This window comes from Segatella copri, from assembly GCF_019249655.2.
Classification (GTDB): domain Bacteria; phylum Bacteroidota; class Bacteroidia; order Bacteroidales; family Bacteroidaceae; genus Prevotella.
This window is the reverse complement of record NZ_CP137557.1, coordinates 1,238,788-1,259,381: the sequence shown is the minus strand read 5'-3', so window position 1 is coordinate 1,259,381 and position 20,594 is coordinate 1,238,788. Positions and strand designations below refer to the sequence as shown.

Below are 20,594 nucleotides of genomic sequence, written 5' to 3'. Positions count from 1 at the left end.
TCTTACTTCACTTTCTCTGCTTTATCGGGCATATAATATCCCAGATGAGGCGGCTGGTTGTATGCCACATTCTGCCATGCCACACCCATGCGATAGATATGGTCGTGCATCAGGGTTGGCACACGATACTCCGTAGGAATGTTGGTGGTGAAGATATTCAGGTGCGAGGCGTCGCTCTCATCCCAATAGATTATTTCCTCTCGCCAATCGCCGAAGAGGTCGGCTTGCAGGTTAGGCGTTGCCTTCGACCAGTTGCAACTAGCCGAATGTCCCATCTCGTAGAGTTGCCTGCCATTGCTCAGCGGCAACGGAACGGCTTTCTTACCATCCCATTTCTGGAGATAAGGTACGAAATGCGGTCTGCCCTGGTTGGCGAGCAGTTCTTCCTGCAAGTCGCCATCCCAATAGATGCGGAAGTTCATCGCCGGCCATCTGAATCCGGGGGTATAGGATTCCCGCTCACCATATTCGTGCTTTCGGAAACCACCCAGTGAAATCTGATCTCCCTTGATATTTCTTACGCCTGGAACATCTATGCTCCAGAGTTCACAACCGCGATACTTGGCATCAATGTCGGCAGCCACGCCTCTTCCGGTATCATCCCTATCCGTATGATAGAGCAGGATTTCGCCCGTTCTGGCATCACGCAGATCGGAACCGTAAGGGTATTCCTCGTGCACCATGAATACTTCCAAGCCCGGACGGTCGGGATCCAGGTCGCTGAAATGCAAGGCATCACCATGTCCCAAACCGGTGGAATATAATAAGGTACCATCGTTGTTGATGGCAGCCGAACCATAAGTGATTTCGTCGCAACCGTCGCCATCCACATCACCCACCGCCAAACTGTGGGCACCTTGGGCGAAGGCTGTGGCAGAAACTTCATTACCTTTCGGATCTCTGTTCTTCAATCCGTGAGCCTCTCTGATTATCTTTCCTTCAGCATCTCTCACCTCCCAATCGTTAGGGGAAACGGATGCGTGGAGCCATCTGGTCTTTAATTCCTTGCCGTCGAAATCCACAGCCCAGAGATAAGAGCGGGTATAATAGCCACGACACATCACGGCACTCGGATTCCTGTCTATGCCATCGAGATGAGCAACACCCGCCAGGTAACGCTCGCCACGATTGCCATAGTTGTCCTTATCGCCCCAGATGGAAGAATACTGAGGATAGCCATTGAGCAGACTTTCGCCTTCTGCCACCTGCTTGCCTACACCAAAGGCGCGGTTTGGATTATACCAGACGGTATGAATCGCCTCGCCCGAAAGTCCACGGAACACGGTGAGCATCTCCGGACCTTCCATGATGCGCCCCACCTTGTTGCGATAATCTGCCTGGTTATCCACCGCCCTGATTTCTGCATCGGTGGCAGCCAGGTTCACGAAACGTCCCTTGCCATCTAAGCTTCCTGCCGAGGTCTTGCAAATCAGTTCAGCCTTGCCGTCGCCATCGAAATCATAGACGAGAAACTGGGTATAGTGCGCACCGGCACGGATGTTCTTACCCAGATTGATGCGCCAGAGCTGGGTACCATCCAGTTTGTAACAATCCAGGATCACATCGCCCGTATATCCATTATGCGAATTATCATGGGCGTTACTTGGGTCCCATTTCAGAATCAGTTCATATTCTCCATCGCCATCCACATCGCCCACGCTGCAATCGTTGGGGGTATAGCTATAGCTTTTCCCATCGGGAGTGATGCCACCCTCTGGATGGTTGATGGGCAGAGAGCGATATAAATCCGCCCAAGGCTTGACCGCCTTCGACACTTCCCGCCTTGCAGCAGCATCTATCTTGGGTTCATCCTGATAGGTGATGATGCGATAGGTATGGAATGCCAAACCTTTGACATCTGTATAGTTGGTAGCCTTGATGTGATGGGCGATAACCTTTCCGTCTCGTTCCACATCGAAGCATACGTTCTTGCTATCGGTACCCAGCATGCGCCAGCTGATGAAGATGCCCTTGCCGGCAGCAGGCAATGCCACCACGCCACGGTCGAGTTTCTCCATTGCAGCTACAGATGGACAATTCTGTTTCTCGCTGGCTTGCATCGGCATGCATCCCATCAGGAGACAAGCCGCAGGAACCAACAATTGCTTGAATTCTATCATAATTTACATTCTTAGGTTATTATTTGCTGCAAAATTACTCATTATGATTGTTACCTACCTTGCAATATTATTCAAAAGTACGAAATATCATCCAAATTGTTAAAGTTATCTGTATTTTAGTACAATATTCGCCATTTGTTTTGCCATTTTATTTTTTTATCGTACTTTTGCCATTGAAATCAAATCAAACCATTCGGAAACCATATTAAACGGCCGAAATAGAAAAAGTGAAACAAAAAATGATAAACAAAAACAACTACAAGGCGTTCTACACCTTATTATATATAGTAACCGTCAGCCTGCTGATGGTGGCTATAGACGTGCATGCCTACGACCTCAATTTCAACGTAACCCGCCTGTCGGCAAAAGACGGACTCTCGTGCAACACCATCAACAGCGTGCAGCAGGACAGAGATGGATTCATCTGGCTATCCACCCCCAACGGCATGAGCAGATACGACGGTTATCAATTTCAGAACTTCTCAAAGTTCAACAACAATGCGAAACAGAGAAACTACTCCTCGATATCGCAGCTCATCAGTGATAACACCCACGGACAAATCTGGGGATTCACCCCGAACAATATCCTGTGCTGTTACGATCTGGAGGCGGCACGCTTCTCAGATTATTTCGACCTGGATGCCACCACTACCCTTCTGGGCAACCGATACCAGAGTTCAAAGGGAACCTGGATTTCATCTGCCGACTTCGGTGTACGATTCATTTACGTGAAAGAAGGAAAGATGCAAAGTATCGACTTTACCCCGCAAAACGGAAAACTGCTGGATACCCATAAGCTGAACTTTGGGGAAGACGGCAGGAACAACATCTGGATTGCATCCGATAAAGGCGTGAACCTGATTACTCCCGACTTCAAGAGCCGCATCATCCTCAAGAACAAGAAGATTATCGTGATGACCTGCGACGGTTCGCACATCGCCCTGCTCACAGACAAAGGCGAAGCCTTCCTCTACAACGACCACGCCCAGCTCATCAAGCATTCACAACTCCCATCTATGTTGGGTTTTGTGGGTAAGTCGCGTGCCTCTTTCTTCTGGCAAGGCTGGTGGTACATCTTCACCCAAGGTGAAACCTTTGCCATGGATTTGAAGACGGGACAATTCCAGAAACCTGCCCTTCAGATTCCGAACGCCATGGACAAGAACCAGCTCAAGTCATACCATTTCCTGTACGACAAGCAGGGCTATGCCTATCTCTTCGGCAAGCATTCGGCACTCTTCAAAAAGTTTCATCTGCTGGATAACCCTACCTACATCAATGCGCGCGACAAGAACTTCGTGGCTGCAGAAAGCCAGGACAAGAAGGTGTATATCGCCTCATACGGTAGTGGTTTCTTCGTATATGACCCGAAAACCGACATCCTGCAGCAGTTCTCCGTGCAGAACGAAAATTCACTCTTCCATTCCGACTTTTTGCTCAATGTATTCGTAGATAGAAGCGGTTGCGTATGGGTGGGCACAGGCGACGGCGTGTTCTGCTGCGTGGAGCAAAAGGAACTGAACTCCGAGTTTATAAAGATGGAACCAGAGAGCAAACATGAATGGAGCAACACCATCCGCCACATCAGCAAGGTGGCACCCAACAAACTCGCCGTCAGCACCCGCGAGAACAAGACGTATCTCTTTGATACTCAAACCCAGCAACGCACCCTGGTACTGCAAACCGATGCCTGCGTATATTGCTACGGCATAGACGCACGGGGCAGAGCCTGGATTGGCACCAAGGGAGACGGCATCCTCATCGATGGCATCAAATACTCGAAATGGGAAAAGGAGCACTATGCCCCAACCATCAACTTCTACGACGTTGCATTCGACAAGATGGGAAAAGCCTGGCTCGCTACCTGGGGAGACGGATTGCTCTGCACCCGGGCAAACGATGCCAATACGGGAAACCTGAAGTTTGAATCGTTCATGGCAACCAATGGTAAGGAGGCGCAAATCCACGACCTGTTCCTGGACAAGAAAGGCAGACTGTGGGCTTCCACCAACAACGGTATCGCCATGATTGATACCCGCGAACGACAAATCACCGACAAAAAGATTCTGAGATTCAACGAGGAAAACGGGAAGCTTCCGGTGAGCGAAGTGGATTGCGGAATTGAAGCGCACGACGGAAGTCTATGGTTTGGAACTACCAAAGGCGTGATGAGATGTACCTACGATGAGAAAACGAAAAAGCTGGATTGCCAGCTTTTCAATACCACCAACGGACTTACCACCAACACCGTACGCTCGGTGGCAGAAGACCGGTTTGGCAATATCTGGATAGGAACCGAGGAGGGTATATCGAAAATTAACAGCCATACCCTCGACATCCGTACCTACCAACTCAGGAAAGACATCCAGAGCAACAATTTCACGGAAAACTGTGCCGTGAGTCTCGAAGATGGTCGCATCGCCTTCGGTACCAGCAACGCCCTGCTCCTCCTTACTCCAACCCAGAAGACCAAGGAGTATCCGCACGGCACCAAGGCAACCATCACCAACATGACCATCAACGGCATCTCTATCTACGAAGCCGAAAACGAAGATCTGCTCACCAAGGCACTGAACCATACCCAGGAAATCAGTCTGCCTTCCGACAAGAACTCACTGAGCATCTTCTTCTCGAACTTCGACTATCCGCACATCAAGAATGCCATGTACCAGTATTATCTGGAAGGACTCGACAAGACCTGGTGCCCGATGACCAGCGTGAACCATGCCGACTTCAGCAGTTTGCAGCCAGGCACCTACACGCTCCACCTGCGCACCTTCATCGGCAACAACAAGTGGAGCGAGGAGACGCTGTTCAAGATTACCATCCGCGAACCTTGGTACAACACCTGGTGGGCATGGACAATATACCTTATTATAATAGGTAGCGTCAGCTTCCTGTTCTACCGTTCATGGCTGAGAAACTTCAACCTGAACCAACAGATAGAGATGGAGAAGCAGATGTCGAACTTCCGCATCGAGTTCTTCACCCACATCTCGCACGAGTTCCGCACTCCACTCGCCATCATCCAGAGTGCCGTGGCAAAGCTGAACAACAAGGAAGGTTCATCAAGAAACGCCCTGCTCACCCTGACCCGAAGCACCCGAAGGATGCAGCGGCTCATCAACCAACTGATGGAATTCCGCAAGGCGAACACGGGCAACATGAAGCTCACCATGGAAGAGGGCGACATCGTGGTATTCATCAAAAACATCTTCAGCGATGTGAGACTGGTGGCACAACAAAAAGGCATCAACATGCTGATGACACCATGGAGCAGCAACTACAAGATGTACTTTGACCACGACAAGATGGAAACCATCGTGTATAATCTGCTGAGCAACGCCGTGAAATACACCCCAGACAATGGCGCCATCGAGGTGAAACTCGCCCTGAAAGACGAGGAACTCATTTTCCAGATAGAAGACAATGGTCCTGGCATTAAACCGGAAAGAGAGAAAGACCTCTTCAAACCATTCATGCACGGCTATGTATCGAAGGGCGGTATGGGTATCGGACTCTATACTGCCTACGAGATGGCGAAGCTGCACAAAGGCGACCTGAGCTACCAGCGTTCCGGCAACCTGGGCGGAAGCATCTTTACGCTTACCCTGCCTACCGACCAGAATCTGTTTGAACCAGAAGATTTCGTAACCACAAAAGCCATCGATAGCAGCAGCGTGGATAAGGAAGAAATCGACATGATGGTGAAGGAGATGACACCGCAGGCGATCAACAACGTGACGGTGGTGGTTATCGAAGACGACCCAGACATGATGGAACAGATCAAGTCTGAACTCTCTACCTACTTCCGCGTGGAAGCTTTCATGAACGGCAAGACGGGGTACGAAAACATCAGGCAAATCAAGCCAGCCCTCGTGATTAGCGACATCATGTTGCCAGGCATGAGCGGCTACGAGATTGTAAGCAATCTGAAGGCAGAACCAGAAACACAAGACATCCCAGTAATCATGCTCACCGCCTTTGACGATGCCAACCACATACTGAAGGCATACAAGAGTTTTGTGGATGACTACATGGTGAAACCTTGCAACTTCAAGCTGCTCGTGGCAAGAGCCCTGCAATTCGTGGCATCAGACATGAAGCAGAAGAAATCTGCCCATGAAAAGAAGATTGAAGCAGAAGCAGGGAAAGAAGTGACAACAGAGGCAGAGAAAGAGCTGGCTACAGAGAAAGCCGAGAAAGAGCTGACTACAGAGAAGACCATCAAGATCAAGCCTGTGAAGGAACTGAAAAAGGATGAGCCTACCCTCTATATGTCTGCTCTCGACAAGAAGTTTAAGGATACATTGGAAGCCATCGTGGCACAGCACATCGGTGACAACGGTTTCAATGTGGATAAACTGGCTGAGCTGCTCAACCTGGGCAGAACCACGGTTTACAACCGCACGAAGAGCATCATGGGTGTATCGCCTAACATGTACATCCAGAACGAGCGTCTCCGCATCGCCGCCAAACTGCTGCTCGAAGGCGAATACTCCGTGGCAGAAATCAGCGAGAAAGTGGGATTCTCTGATTCCACCTATTTCTACAAATGCTTCAAGAACAAATATGGCGTGGCACCAAGCAAGTATGGCAAATAAAAAGAGAACCGTGGGAACTTCACAGCACCCACGGTTCTTTGTTTTTTTAATCTACTAAATTTATACCTAATAACACTTAATTAAAAAACTTATATACTTAAACCTAAAATATACCAATTTCTTTTACTGGGTGCAAAAATAGCACTTTTTCCATCAATCAACCTTCAAATTCTGCTCAATGAATCGTGTTTTTTGGGAAATATTCTCCTTATCGTCCAATAATTGATAAATTCATCCATTTTAAAGCTTTTTATATATAATATAATAAGGTGTAAACCGATTTTTTTGTATTTTTGCAAAAGAAAATATGATAGAACCAACGATAAAATAATCAATAAATATAGAATTAAACAATTAATAAAAAAACAATATGCAAACCAGTAAATATCTGATAGCAACAGAAAGAGACGCCGAATGGGGTCTCACCATCAGTACCGTGGGACGGGAAATCATCGCCCCAGGAGAAGCCTATCCCACCAAGGGACACGCCGACGGTTATTACTTCGATATCCAGAAAGGAAGAACCCTCGACGAATATCAGCTCCTCTACCAGCCTGAGGGCGAAGGCGTATTCCAATCGGAACACATCCCGGAAACCCGAATCAAGGCTGGCGACATCTTCCTCCTCTTCCCGGGAGAATGGCACACCTACCACCCTTCTGCCACAAAAGGCTGGAAGAGCTACTGGATAGGTTTTAAGGGAAAGAACATCGACGACCGCGTGAAGGCGGGATTCCTCTCTCCCGAGAAGCCCATCTATCACGTAGGATTCAGCAACGAGATTCTAGCCCTCTACGAAGAAGCTTACAAGACAGCACAGGAAGAGGCGGCATACTCGCAGCAGACCCTGGCAGGCATCGTGAACCATCTCATCGGCACCATGTACTCGCTGGAGCGAAACATCGTGCTCAACAAAAACACCCAGCACGTAGACCTTATCAATAAAGGTAGGCTCCGCATCCGAGAAACCCTGGAAGAAGCCGTCTCCATCCAAGACATCGCACAGGAACTGGGCATCAGCTACTCCAGTTTCCGAAAGCTCTTCAAGGAATACACCGGCATGGCACCAGCCATGTATCAGCAGTCGCTGAGACTGCAGCGTGCCAAGGAACTCCTCTCTACCACAGACGAGAGCATCAAGGAGATAGCCTATCGGCTAAACTTCGAATCGCCTGATTATTTCTCTGCCAAATTCAAGAATCAAACCGGCATGAAGCCATCAGATTTCAGAAATATGACGAGATAGACAAAAAATCATGCTTTAAAATCAATTTCTCGTGTTCCTTATCTCTTTTTTGCCCTATCTTTGCAACCGAAATCAATAAACAATAAGGCTTAAAGACATAACTTAAAAAGATAATGGAACAAAAGAAATACTTTTTCGCCGTAGATTTAGGTGCTACCAGCGGAAGAACTATCGTAGGAAGTTTATCGGATGGAAAATTCGACTTGGAGGAACTGACTCGCTTCGATAACAACCTCATCGAAACAGGCGGTCACTTCTATTGGGACATCTATGCCCTCTACTTCGAAATCATCAAGGGCTTGAAGCTCGTGGCTCAGCGTGGCATCGCCATCCAGAGCATCGGTATCGATACCTGGGGATGCGACTTCGTATATGTGGGCAAGGATGGTGCCATCCTCCGAAACCCGATGGCATACCGCGACCCTCATACGTTCGGCATGATGGAGAAATACTTCGACGAGAAGATGAGCAAGGAGAAGGTTTATGAAAAGACTGGCATCCAGTTTATGAACTTCAACTCATTGTTCCAGATGTATGCCATGCGCAAAGCAGGCAACGTAGCTCTGGAGAATGCCGACAAGATTCTCTTCATCCCTGATGCCCTGAGCTACATGCTCACCGGCAAGGCTATCTGCGAATATACCGTGGCTTCAACATCACAGATTCTCAACCCGATGACGGGCGACCTGGACAACGATCTCGTGGAAAGTCTCGGATTGAAGAGAGAACAGTTTGGCGAGATGACCAACCCTGCTACCATCATCGGCACACTGACCGAAGAGGTGCAGAAGATGACTGGCTTGAATGCCGTTCCGGTCATCGCCGTAGCAGGTCATGATACAGCCAGCGCCGTAGCAGCCGTTCCTGCCAAGAACGAGGAGTTTGCCTATTTGAGTTCAGGAACCTGGAGTCTGATGGGCATCGAGACCAAGAACGCCATCATCAACGAGAAGAGCTACGAGCTCAACTTCACCAACGAGGGCGGCATCGAGGGCACTACCCGATTCCTGAAGAACATCTGCGGCATGTGGATTTACGAGCGTTGCCGCAAGGAATGGAAAGACGAGGCTGCAGCCAAGAACAAAGACATGGCAACTCTAGCACACGGTGCCCTGATTGCCGAGGCCATGAAGCAGCCAGCCTTCCAGAGCATCATCAATCCAGACGATACCTGCTTCGCCAACCCATCGAGCATGGTAGAGGCCATCAAGCAGTATTGCGAGAAGACAGGACAGCATGTGCCTCAGAGCTATGGCGAATTCTGCCGCTGCATCTTCGAGAGTCTTGCACTCCGCTATCGCCAGGTATTCACATGGCTCAAGGATTTCGCCGACATCGAGCTCAACGTGCTCCATATCATCGGTGGAGGTTCGCTCAACCAATATCTCAACCAGTTTACTGCCAACAGCTGTGGCGTAACCGTATTGGCAGGTCCTCAGGAAGGCACCGCCATCGGCAACATCATGCTCCAGGCAAAGGCATCCGGCGACGTGAAGGACATCTGGGAGATGCGACAGATCATCGCCAACTCGCTTGAGCTGAAGAAATTCGAGCCACAAGACAAGGAGGCATGGGATGCGGCTTACGAGAAGTTTTTAAAGGTAAAAGGGTAAAAAAGTAAAAATAAACAATAACAAACAAAATACATAAAAACAATGAAAGCAGATTTGATTTTAAAGAATTACGAGATTGCAAAGGAGCGCTATGCTGCTCTGGGTGTGGATACAGACAAGGCTATTGAGACTTTGGAGAAGACTCCTATCTCATTGCACTGCTGGCAGGCTGACGACGTGGTTGGCTTCGAGCGCGGCGAGGCTGCTTCTGGTGGTATCCAGAGCACAGGTAACTATCCTGGCAAGGCTCGCAACATCGACGAGCTCCGTCAGGACATCGAGAAGGTGAACTCTCTCCTGGCTGGTACTTTCCGTCTCAACCTTCATGAGATTTACGGTGAGTTCGGTGGCAAGCAGATTGACCGTAACGAGGTTTCTGTTGACCAGTTTACAGGCTGGATGCAGTGGGCTAAGGAGCAGAACATGAAGCTCGACTTCAATTCTACATCTTTCTCTCACCCTAAGAGTGGCAGTCTCTCATTGTCAAATCCCGACCCAGCTATTCGCGAGTTCTGGATTGAGCACACCAAGCGTTGCCGCCGCATTGCAGACGCTATGGGTAAGTTCCAGAACGACCCATGTATCATGAACATCTGGGTACACGATGGTTCTAAGGATATCACCGTTGAAAAGGGTCGCTACCGCGAGATCTTGAAGAACTCTCTTGATGAGATTCTGGCAGAGGAGTTGCCAAACATGAGGTCTTGCCTGGAGGCTAAGCTCTTCGGTATCGGCTTGGAGGCTTACACCGTAGGTTCTCACGACTTCTACGCTGGCTACTGCGCTAAGAACAACGTGATGTACACCCTCGATACAGGTCACTATGAGCCAACAGAGAACGTATCAGATGCTGTTTCAGCACTCCTGCTCTTCGTTCCAGAGTTGATGCTCCACGTATCTCGCCCAATGCACTGGGATTCAGACCACGTAACACTCTTCGACGACAACACCCGCAACCTCTTCTCAGAATTGGTTCGTGCCAACGCACTCGACCGTGCTCACATCGGTCTCGACTACTTCGACGGTTCTATCAACCGCATCGGTGCTTACATCATCGGTGTACGTGCAGCCCAGAAGTCATTGTTGCAGGCATTCCTTGAGCCACTTGATACACTCCGCAAGTATGAGGACGAGGGCAAGCTCTTCCAGCGTCTGGCTCTCCTCGAGGAAGAGAAGACATTGCCATTCGGTGCTGTATATGATTACTTCAACTTGAAGAACAACATCCCAGTTGGCGAGGAGTACATCGCTGACATCGAGAAGTATGAAGCAGAGGTTCTCGCTAAGAGAAACTAAGATATAAGTTATTAAAGCAGGCTAAAAGTCCTAGGCTCAGCGAAGCCTAGGATTTTTCAGTCTGTTTTAACCTAAAAACCAAGCAATAAACAATACAATGGAGATATTAATAGGACTTTTAATCATAGCCATCGGCGCATTCTGCCAGTCCAGCTGCTACGTCCCAATCAACAAGATTAAAGATTGGAGTTGGGAATCCTACTGGATAGTTCAGGGTGTGTTCGCATGGCTTATTTTGCCTTTTTTCGGCGCTATGCTTGCTGTACCAAGCGGACATTCCTTCTTTGAATTATTCGACGGTTATGGCTTCAATGTAGCGATGACCATGCTCTTTGGTGTGCTCTGGGGCGTAGGCGGACTGACTTTCGGTCTTTCCATGCGCTATTTGGGAGTAGCTTTGGGTCAGAGCATCGCCCTGGGAACCTGTGCAGGTCTCGGCACCATCATGGGTCCAGTATTGCTCAACATCTTCTTCCCAGAGATGGACGCCCTCTCATCACTCACCTTCAGCGTAATTCTCGGTGTGGTAGTCACTCTTCTCGGTATTGCCATCATCGGTGTGGCAGGTAGCATGAAGGCGGCTTCGCTCTCAGAAGAAGAGAAGAAGGCGGCAGTGAAGGACTTCAACTTCCCTAAGGGTCTTGCCATCGCCTTGCTGGCTGGTTTCATGAGCGGATGCTTCAATGTGGGTCTTGCCTTCGGCGACGACATCCATTTCGGCAGTTTCACTCCTGATATGTACAAAACCTTGCCAGCCACCTTCCTGGTTACCCTGGGCGGTTTCATCACCAACGCCATCTACTGTTTCTATCAGAACACCAAGAACCATACTTGGGGCGATTACCAAAAAAAGGAGGTATGGGGCAACAACCTTCTGTTTTGTGCCCTTGCCGGTGCCTTGTGGTACAGTCAGTTCTTCGGTTTGTCATTGGGAAAAGGTTTCCTCACCGAGTCTCCTACCCTCATGACCCTGTCGTTCTGTATTCTGATGGCACTGAACGTAGTGTTCTCTAATGTATGGGGCATCATTCTGAAGGAATGGAAGGGCTGCTCCAAGAAGACCATCACCGTATTAATCGTCGGCATCATCGTCTTGATTATCTCAAGCTTCTTGCCACAGTTGATTTAACACATTAAATAAAATGAAAAGATTTGCATTTAAAATGTATCTCAAGAAGGGATGCGAAAAGGAATATGCCAAGCGCCACGCTGCGATTTGGCCAGAGTTGAAACAGATGATCAAGGATCAGGGTGTGAGCGACTACAGCATCTTCTGGGACAAGGACACCAACCTACTCTTTGCCGTTCAGAAATGCGATAGCGATACCAACAGTCAGGACACCACCAATGTGGATCCTATCACCCAGAAATGGTGGGATATGATGGCAGACATCATGGAGGTGAATCCGGATAATTCGCCAGTCAGCATCCCATTGGAAGAACTCTTCCACATGGACTAAGATAGAAGTAGAAATCTATCATTTTTACATATTAATAATATAAGTTACTAAAAATCCCCAGGCATTTTCCAACGCCTGGGGATTTTCTATTTTAAAGTTTCCTCTTATATTATCTTGGCAAATTGAAAGCCTTGGTCATCTCAGCCATCTCTTCCTGGCTCATACCATCAGGCTCGAATCCCATGCACTTAGAATCGATGTAGATTTTGGCACTCTTAGAGAGCACGTCAATCTGGTCGAAGGCATCCATCACGTCCAAGCCCTTGGCAAAGACGCCGTGCTTCTCCCACATTACTACATCATAATCCTCCAATTCCTTCAAGGTTTCCTCAGCAAGCTTCAAGCTGCCAGGCAACTGATAAGGAACGATGCCCAGACCGAGTGGACAGAACGCCTTGGTTTCAGGAATCATGCTCCAGAGCAGGTTGCTCAACACGTCCTTGCCCATGAACTTCTTATTGTGACTCATGGCGATGAGCTCGATAGGATGAGTATGAACGGTAGCCTTGTAGTTAGAACCCTTCTCGATGAGACGGGCATGAACGCTCAAGTGGCTAGGCAACTCAGATGTTGGCATCACGGCGTTATCTGCGATGATGACATAGCTGGCGCAATCGTCGAGGATGCGGATGATAGAACCATTCTCCATAGGCCAGCGAGCCAAGTCGCGCATGCGCTTGCCTGTACCCTTGCAGAAGAAGTAGCAGCCCTTCAAAGCAGGTAAAGCTGTACCGATCTGATTCACTTCGCTGATGGCAGGCAAAGCCTTGATTTCGTCATCTACCAAGTCGGTGATGTTCACGGTGATGTTACCACCATTACGCTCAGCCCAACCATTCTGCCAGAGGTATCCAGCAACTTCAGCAATCTTCTCGACCTCCTTTTTCAAGGCAGGACGACCTTCTAAAACACTATTCATAATAATCTTGTTATTAGCTTGTTTAAAATTTCTGCTGCAAAAGTAATCATTTTCCCCCATATTCACCCTATTCTTTTGATATTTCTGCTATGACATTTGGCATCTTTGCATCATTTACTGATTACAGAAGAGGCTTTCTATCTTCCATCATCCCCTAAAAACAAATGGCGGACAAAAACACAAAATTTTGAATGGAAAAACAAAAAAACATCGGATATTTTTCGTAATTTTGCATCACAATAACATCGCAATAATAAATAACGCAACAAAACAATCAAAACATCAGTAGAATGAGAAAAAGACTATTTCTGCTTCTACTCGCTTTCATCTCGCTATGCCAGATGTATGCAGTAGAAAGGACAAAACTCAATTTCAATGGAGGATGGTTGCTCAAGGTGGGCGACTTCCCGGGAGCAGAACAGGCAAACTACAAGGATGCCGGTTGGAAACAGATTACGCTGCCTCGTGCCTTCAACGAGAAAGAAGCGTTCAAGGTTTCTATCGAACACCTCAGCGACACCATCACGTGGTATCGCAAGCACTTCCATATCCAGGAAGTGGGCGACCGCAAGTATTTCATCGAGTTTGAGGGCGTGCGCTTCGGTGCCGACATCTGGCTCAATGGCAAGAAAGTGGGATATACCGAGAATGGTGTGATGGCAAGCGGATTCGACCTGACACCTTATATTATAAAAGGTGAAAATGTCATAGCCGTACGTGTGGATAACTCCTGGAACTATCGTGAGCGTACCAGCGGTCAGCGTTTCCAGTGGAACGACAAGAACTTCAATGCCAACTATGGCGGTATTCCAAAGAATGTGTTCCTCCACATCACCGACAAACTCTACCAGACTCTTCCGCTCTACAATAATCTTAAGACCACAGGTATCTATATCTATGGCAGCAACTATGATATTGCGGGAAAGAAGGTAACGGTAAATGCAGAATCGCAGGTAAGGAATGAGGATTCCAAGTCTCGCTCTTTCCGTTTCTTCGCCAAGATTCTGGACGCTGACGGCAAGGAAGTAGGCCATTTTGAGGGCGAAAGATATACCTTGAAACCAGGCGAAACCAAGACTGTAAAGGTGAGCGGACTCCTGAACAACGCCCACTTCTGGAGCTGGGGATATGGATATCTCTACACCGTGAAGACTCTTCTAAAGGCGGATGACGGCAGCAAGATAGACGATGTCATCACCAAGACCGGTTTCCGCAAGACCCAGTTCGGTGAAGGCAAGTTCTACCTCAACGACCGTGCCATCATGATGCACGGCTATGCGCAGCGCACCTCCAACGAGTGGCCTGGCGTGGGTATGAGCGTTCCTGCCTGGTTGAGCGACTACAGTAACAGACTGATGGTAGAATCGGGCGGCAACCTGGTTCGCTGGATGCACGTCTGCCCTTGGAAACAGGATATCGAGAGCTGCGACCGTGTGGGACTGATTCAGGCGATGCCAGCAGGTGATGCAGAGAAGGATGTCTTCGACCGCAGATGGGAACAGCGCCTGGAACTGATGAAGGAAGCCATCATTTACAACCGCAACAACCCTAGCATCATCTTCTATGAAAGCGGAAACAAGGGCGTGAGCCGCAAGCACATGCTACAGATGAAAGCCATCCGCGATGAGTTCGACCCTCACGGTGGCAGAGCCAGCGGCAGCCGAGAGATGCTCAACATCAACGAGGCTGAATATGGCGGCGAGATGCTTTACATCAACAAGAGCAAGAAGCACCCGATGTGGTCGATGGAGTATCATCGCGACGAGGGTTTGCGTAAATACTGGGATGAGCAGAGCTATCCTTACCATAAGGAAGGCGACGGACCATTGTATCGTGGCAAGCCAGCCTTCGAATACAATCACAACATGGATACCTTTGCAGCAAGCATGGTAGAGCGCTGGTTCGAATACTGGCAGGAGCGTCCGGGCACTGGCAAACGAGTAAGCGATGGCGGTACCAAGATCATCTTCTCGGATACCAACACCCATCATCGTGGTGAGGCAAACTACCGTTCGAGCGGTGTGACCGATGCGATGCGCATCCCGAAGGATGCCTTCTTTGCTCATCAGGTAATGTGGAATGGCTGGGTATCTCCTGAAAAAGATGCCACCTATATCGTAGGGCACTGGAACTACAAACCAGGAACCATCAAGCAGACAGAATATGTGGTAAGTACCGGCGACGAGGTAGAACTCTTCGTCAACGGCAAGAGTCTGGGCATGGGCGAGCGCAGCAACCAGTGGCTTTTCACCTGGAAGAATGTACCTTTCGAGGCAGGCAAGATTGAGGCTGTGGCCTATACATACAATCATGCAGATAAGAATTCTAAAGATTCAAAAATCAGGAAAGAGTCAAGCCGATATGCCATCGAAACTGCGGGCAAGCCTCATCACATCAAGCTCACCAGCATCCAGAACCCGGAAGGTTTCAAGGCTGACGGTGCCGACATGGCGCTCATCCAGGTAGAGGTGGTTGATAAGCAGGGCAGACGCTGTCCACTCGATAACCGCACCATCCACTTCAACTATCAGGGCGAAATGGAATGGATTGGCGGATTGGCAACTCCTAACGAGGATTTGGACTCTACAGATAGCGACAACACCTTTGACAATTATATCGGAATGATTGATTTACCTGTAGAATGCGGCGTGAACAGAGTTCTTATACGCAGTACCGTAAATCCTGGCGATATCAAGATTTGCGCTGGTGCTGATGGCATCAAGGGCGTGGCAAGCATCGATTTAAAGACAAACAAGGTAGATATCGAACACTATTTGCCTCAGATGACTCTAAAGGGAGATCTCTCCCGTGGTGAGACTCCATCTACCCCATCCTATACCGATATCAAGGAGACCATCGACATCACCGGTGCCGTGGCTGGCGTAAACCAGGAAAATGCCCAGAAATCTTTCGATGACGATGAGACCACAGAATGGAAGAGCGATGGCAAACCTGAGAATGCATGGATTACCTATCAGTTTGCCAAGAAAGAGATGGTGGATGAAATCACCGTAAAGCTCACGGGATGGAGAGACAAGATGTATCCGCTCGCCATCTTTGCCGGCAAGAAGAAGGTCTGGGAGGGTTATACCTATGCCTGCCTCGGCTATGTTCACATCAATATCGACAAACCAGTGAAGGCAAAGGACATCACCATCAGGATGATAGGCGATGCCAAGAGCAAGACCCAGCTCAGCGACACCAAGGAGCTGGCGGGCGGCAAGGCAAGCACCCTCGATTTCATAGGAATCAAGAAGGGCAAACCGGTATTGAGAATCGTAGAGATTGATTTTCTGAAGAATAAGAAGAGATTGTTTTTCTGAAGAATAAGAAGAATAAAAAGAATAAATAGCAGGAGAGTTTATTAAAAAAGAAAGCTAGTTGCCTTTGTTGGGCAACTAGCTTTCTTTTGTGTGCAATTCCTTGACTTTTTGGCAAAATACCTAGCAATTTGTACTATTTTACATTTTTAAGGACCATAAGACAGATATAATTGAGTATTTTTCATTATCTTTGCAACCGAAGTAACAAACATTGAAGTTACGAAGTAATAAACATTGAAGTTAATAATCAATAAGATAAACTTAAAAGCCATCAATATGATGAACAAGAAACAAAAATATAAATTCATAGGATTATCCTTTGCCATGGCATTGATGTCGTCACTCAACTGCCAGGCTCAGTTCCTCCCTACCCCTACGCAGGAAGCCAAACCAGGCGTAAGATGGTGGTGGATGGGATCTGCCGTAGATAAGGAAAACCTGAAGTGGAACCTTGACGAATACGCCAAGGCGGGCATCGGTGCCGTGGAAATCACACCACTCTATGGTGTGCAGGGCAACGACAAGAACGATATCCCTTATCTCTCGCCTAAATGGATGGACATGCTCAAGTTCGTGGAGAAGGAAAACAAGCAGGTGGGCATCGAGACGGATATGGCCACCGGAACAGGCTGGCCTTTCGGAGGTCCTTGGGTGCCTATCAGCGAGGCGGCATGCAAGGCGGTGTTCGTAGATACCATCGTGGATGTGAAGCAGAAACTGATGGAGATAGAATTCAACGTGCCACAGAAAGAACGTGCCTTCGCCAAACTGAAGGTCATCAAGGCATTCCCTGTGGAGGGTGAAAAATACAAGAAACGCGTCATCGCTCTCTATGAAAGCCGCACACGACAGAAGGTGAAGCGTGCGGCTCCGGGCGGAGAAGGATACGTTATCGACCACTTCGACTCTACTGCCGTGGCGAATTACCTGCACCACATCGACAGCGCCTTCGTAGCATCGAAGGCTCCATATCCGCATACCTTCTTCAATGACAGCTACGAGGTGTATGGCGCCAACTGGACGCCTAACCTCCTGACAGAATTCGAGAAATATCACGGATACAAGCTGCAGGATAAGTTCCCAGAGTTCCTTGATGGCGATGCTGGGGTGGTAAGCGATTACCGTGAAACCCTGGGCGACATGCTGCTCCATAACTTCACCGAACAGTGGACCAAATGGGCAAACAAGCGTGGTGCCATCACCCGCAACCAGGCACACGGTTCACCAGCCAACCTCATCGACTGCTATGCAGCCGTTGACATTCCGGAAATTGAAGGCTTCGGACTGACCGACTTCGGCATCAAGGGGCTGCGCAAGGATCCGGGCAAGACCCGTCCTAACTTCAGCGACCTCAGCATGCTGAAATATGCTCCATCGGCTGCGCACATCACCGGAAAGAAATATACATCCAGCGAAACCTTCACCTGGCTCACCGAGCACTTCAGCACTTCCCTGAGCCAGATGAAACCGGATATGGACCTGATGTTCTGCGCCGGAGTAAACCACATGTTCTTCCATGGCACCGCCTATTCGCCTAAGAACGATCCATGGCCAGGCTGGAAGTTCTATGCTTCGGTAGATATGAGTCCTACCAACAGCATCTGGCGCGACGCTCCGGAACTGATGAAATACATCACCAACTGCCAAACCTATCTGCAGTGGGGACAGCCAGACAATGATTTCCTGGTTTATCTGCCAGTAAGAGATATGTGGCGCAAGGATACCAAAAACTGGCTGATGCAATTCGATATCCACAGTATGGCGAAGAAGGCACCGGAGTTTATCAAGGTGATTCTCGACATCGACAAGGCAGGATTCGACTGCGATTACATCAGCGACAAGTACCTTCGCACGTGTACCTTTAAGAACGGTATGATTGAAACGGCTGCCGGAACCCGATACAAGGGTATCATCATTCCTGGCAACAACATCATGCCAAGCGATGTGATTGAGCACATATCAGAATTGAAATCACAAGGCGCCAAGATTATCAAGGGCGATAATATCAAGGCAATGGAACAGGCGGCAAAACCGGAACTGATGAGAAAGAACCTGGGCTTGAAGATGATTCGACGTGCCAACAGCATCGGTCATCATTACTTCATCGCCAACCTCACCAGCAAGGACATCGCCTCTAGCGTGGCATTGGCCGTGAACGAGAAGCATGGCATCTGGTACAACCCTATGACGGGCGAATACCACGAGGCTGCCATCGGTGACAAGGGCATCCAGCTGAACCTGAAGAGTGGCGAGAGCCGCATCCTCATCACATCAAACAAACCAGTGAATGAATGGAAGCTCGGTTCTAACGTGAAGGTGGGCGGCAAGGAAGCCATCGCTGCTACGGATAGCAAGACCATCGACCTGACCGCAAATTCCTGGAAACTGTCGTTCATCGAGGATGCTCCAAAGGTAGACGAAACCTTCAACCTGAAGGGCGTAAAGTCTTGGGAAGGTCTCAGCGACAAGACGAAGGTGATGATGGGAACTGGTGTTTATGAAACCACCATCAAGCTGTCGAAGGACGATGCCAAGAAGCAGTGGGCCATCGACCTGGGTGATGTTCGCGAGAGTGCTCGTGTCTATATCAACGGCGAGTACGTGGGTTGTGCCTGGGCTGTGCCTTACATCCTCAACTGCCAGGACAAGCTGGTAAAGGGCAAGAATACCCTCCGCATCGAGGTAACCAACCTGCCAGCCAACCGCATCGCAGAAATGGACCGTCAAGGCGTAAAGTGGCGCAAGATGAAGGAAATCAACGTGGTGGACATCAACTACAAGAAGACCACCTACGAGAAATGGACTCCTGTGCCAAGCGGTCTGAACAGCACCGTGAAACTCGTGGAAATCAAATAAATAATAAACAAACATTAATAACAAGACAAATGAAGAAACTGATCTTTTCATCGCTCTTCATGCTCCTGGGTCTGACCTCTGTATCAGCCCAGAACGCATTGCAAAATGAAATTCTGGAGGTAGCCCATCGCACCAACAACTACTTCATGGCGAAGTATAGCGACCCTACTCTCGACACATTCGTAAAGAAAATCCGCACCAGCAACCTCTGGACCCGTGCCGTGTATTACGAGGGATTGATGGCGCTTTACGAGATTGACCCTCAGCAGCGCTATCTCGACTACACCGACAAATGGGCAGATTACCACAAGTGGACAGCCCGTGGCAGCGTGAACGATACCGATGCCGACAACCAGTGCTGCCAGCAAACCTACATGGACCGCTACGTTCAGACCGGCGGCAAGAAGGATTTGAGCAAGGTGAAGGAGAACCTGGACCACCAGATGAGCACCAAGCGTGTGAACTACTGGACTTGGATTGACGCTATCCAGATGGCGATGCCAGTCTACGCCAAGTATGCCAAGATTACCGGTGAGCGCAAGTATCTGGATTATGCGATGAATTCCTATAAATGGAGCCGTGATACTCTGGCTAATGGCCTCTTCAACAAGAAAGAAGGTCTCTGGTGGAGAGACAAGGACTACGTGCCGCCTTACAAGGAGAAGGATGGCAGCAACTGCTACTGGAGCCGTGGCAACGGTTGGGTATATGCTGCCCTGGTCCGCGTGATGGAGACTTTGCCAAAGAAAGATAAATACTATCAGTATCTGAAAAAAGACTTTATCTTGATGAGTAAGGCTATCCTGAAATGCCAGCGTGAAGATGGCTACTGGAACGTGAGCCTCGTTTGTCCAGCCAACTATGGCGGTCCTGAAATGACGGGTACTGGTCTCTTTCTCTATGGTATGGCATGGGGTGTTCAGCAGGGCATTCTTCCTAGAGCCACCTATCAGAAGGCGATGGACAAGGCATGGAAGGCGCTTGCCGCATCGGTTCACGAGGATGGCTTCATCGGCTACAATCAGGGCACAGGAAAGGATCCTGCAGCCGGTCAGCCTGTCACCTTCACATCAGTCCCAGACTTCGAGGACTACGGCACAGGCTGCCTCCTACTTGGTGCTGCAGAGTATTACAAGCTTGTAAAGGTAAAAAAGTAA

At 48.9% G+C, this 20,594-nt stretch carries 11 protein-coding genes; 9 read left to right on the top strand and 2 right to left on the bottom strand.

The features are described 5' to 3' along the window. Window positions 1-2 precede the first annotated feature (2 nt). On the bottom strand, window positions 3-2,120 hold the full coding sequence (locus KUA49_RS04715) for a rhamnogalacturonan lyase (protein WP_256624805.1): 2,118 nt from the start codon (window positions 2,118-2,120) through the stop codon (window positions 3-5). A 239-nt stretch (window positions 2,121-2,359) separates the two neighbouring features. On the opposite strand from KUA49_RS04715, the gene KUA49_RS04710 reads away from it, so the two are divergent. The 6 genes from KUA49_RS04710 to rhaM all read left to right on the top strand — a co-directional run bounded on the left by KUA49_RS04710 (window position 2,360) and on the right by rhaM (window position 12,339). Beyond that, window positions 2,360-6,724, top strand: coding sequence for a hybrid sensor histidine kinase/response regulator transcription factor (locus KUA49_RS04710; RefSeq protein ID WP_218412363.1), 4,365 nt, complete (start codon window positions 2,360-2,362; stop codon window positions 6,722-6,724). Window positions 6,725-7,094: 370 nt separating this feature from the next. Beyond that, a complete protein-coding gene (locus tag KUA49_RS04705) occupies window positions 7,095-7,970 on the top strand; it encodes an AraC family transcriptional regulator (RefSeq protein WP_218412364.1) in 876 nt (291 codons plus the stop codon). A gap of 113 nt (window positions 7,971-8,083) precedes the next feature. After that, window positions 8,084-9,583, top strand: coding sequence for a rhamnulokinase (rhaB, locus tag KUA49_RS04700; protein WP_218412365.1), 1,500 nt, complete (start codon window positions 8,084-8,086; stop codon window positions 9,581-9,583). A gap of 42 nt (window positions 9,584-9,625) precedes the next feature. Then, window positions 9,626-10,879, top strand: coding sequence for an L-rhamnose isomerase (locus KUA49_RS04695; RefSeq protein ID WP_218412366.1), 1,254 nt, complete (start codon window positions 9,626-9,628; stop codon window positions 10,877-10,879). 97 nt (window positions 10,880-10,976) lie between these two features. Beyond that, entirely contained in the window at window positions 10,977-12,008 is a 1,032-nt protein-coding gene (locus tag KUA49_RS04690) for an L-rhamnose/proton symporter RhaT (protein ID WP_203040168.1), read from the top strand. 13 nt (window positions 12,009-12,021) lie between these two features. Continuing rightward, entirely contained in the window at window positions 12,022-12,339 is a 318-nt protein-coding gene (gene rhaM / locus KUA49_RS04685; protein WP_022110650.1) for an L-rhamnose mutarotase, read from the top strand. A gap of 109 nt (window positions 12,340-12,448) precedes the next feature. Here the strand turns inward: rhaM and rhaD are convergent, their stop codons facing one another. After that, window positions 12,449-13,258 carry a rhamnulose-1-phosphate aldolase gene (gene rhaD, locus KUA49_RS04680; RefSeq protein WP_218412367.1) on the bottom strand — a complete coding sequence of 270 codons (810 nt, stop codon included), beginning with the start codon at window positions 13,256-13,258 and terminating at the stop codon, window positions 12,449-12,451. Window positions 13,259-13,548: 290 nt separating this feature from the next. On the opposite strand from rhaD, the gene KUA49_RS04675 reads away from it, so the two are divergent. From KUA49_RS04675 to KUA49_RS04665, 3 genes are all read left to right on the top strand, one after another. Next, window positions 13,549-16,581, top strand: coding sequence for a sugar-binding domain-containing protein (locus KUA49_RS04675; RefSeq protein ID WP_218412368.1), 3,033 nt, complete (start codon window positions 13,549-13,551; stop codon window positions 16,579-16,581). A 276-nt stretch (window positions 16,582-16,857) separates the two neighbouring features. Continuing rightward, complete coding sequence (locus KUA49_RS04670) at window positions 16,858-19,437, top strand: glycosyl hydrolase (protein ID WP_412178598.1); 2,580 nt, start codon at window positions 16,858-16,860, stop codon at window positions 19,435-19,437. A 29-nt stretch (window positions 19,438-19,466) separates the two neighbouring features. Continuing rightward, window positions 19,467-20,594 carry a glycoside hydrolase family 88 protein gene (locus KUA49_RS04665; protein WP_218412369.1) on the top strand — a complete coding sequence of 376 codons (1,128 nt, stop codon included), beginning with the start codon at window positions 19,467-19,469 and terminating at the stop codon, window positions 20,592-20,594.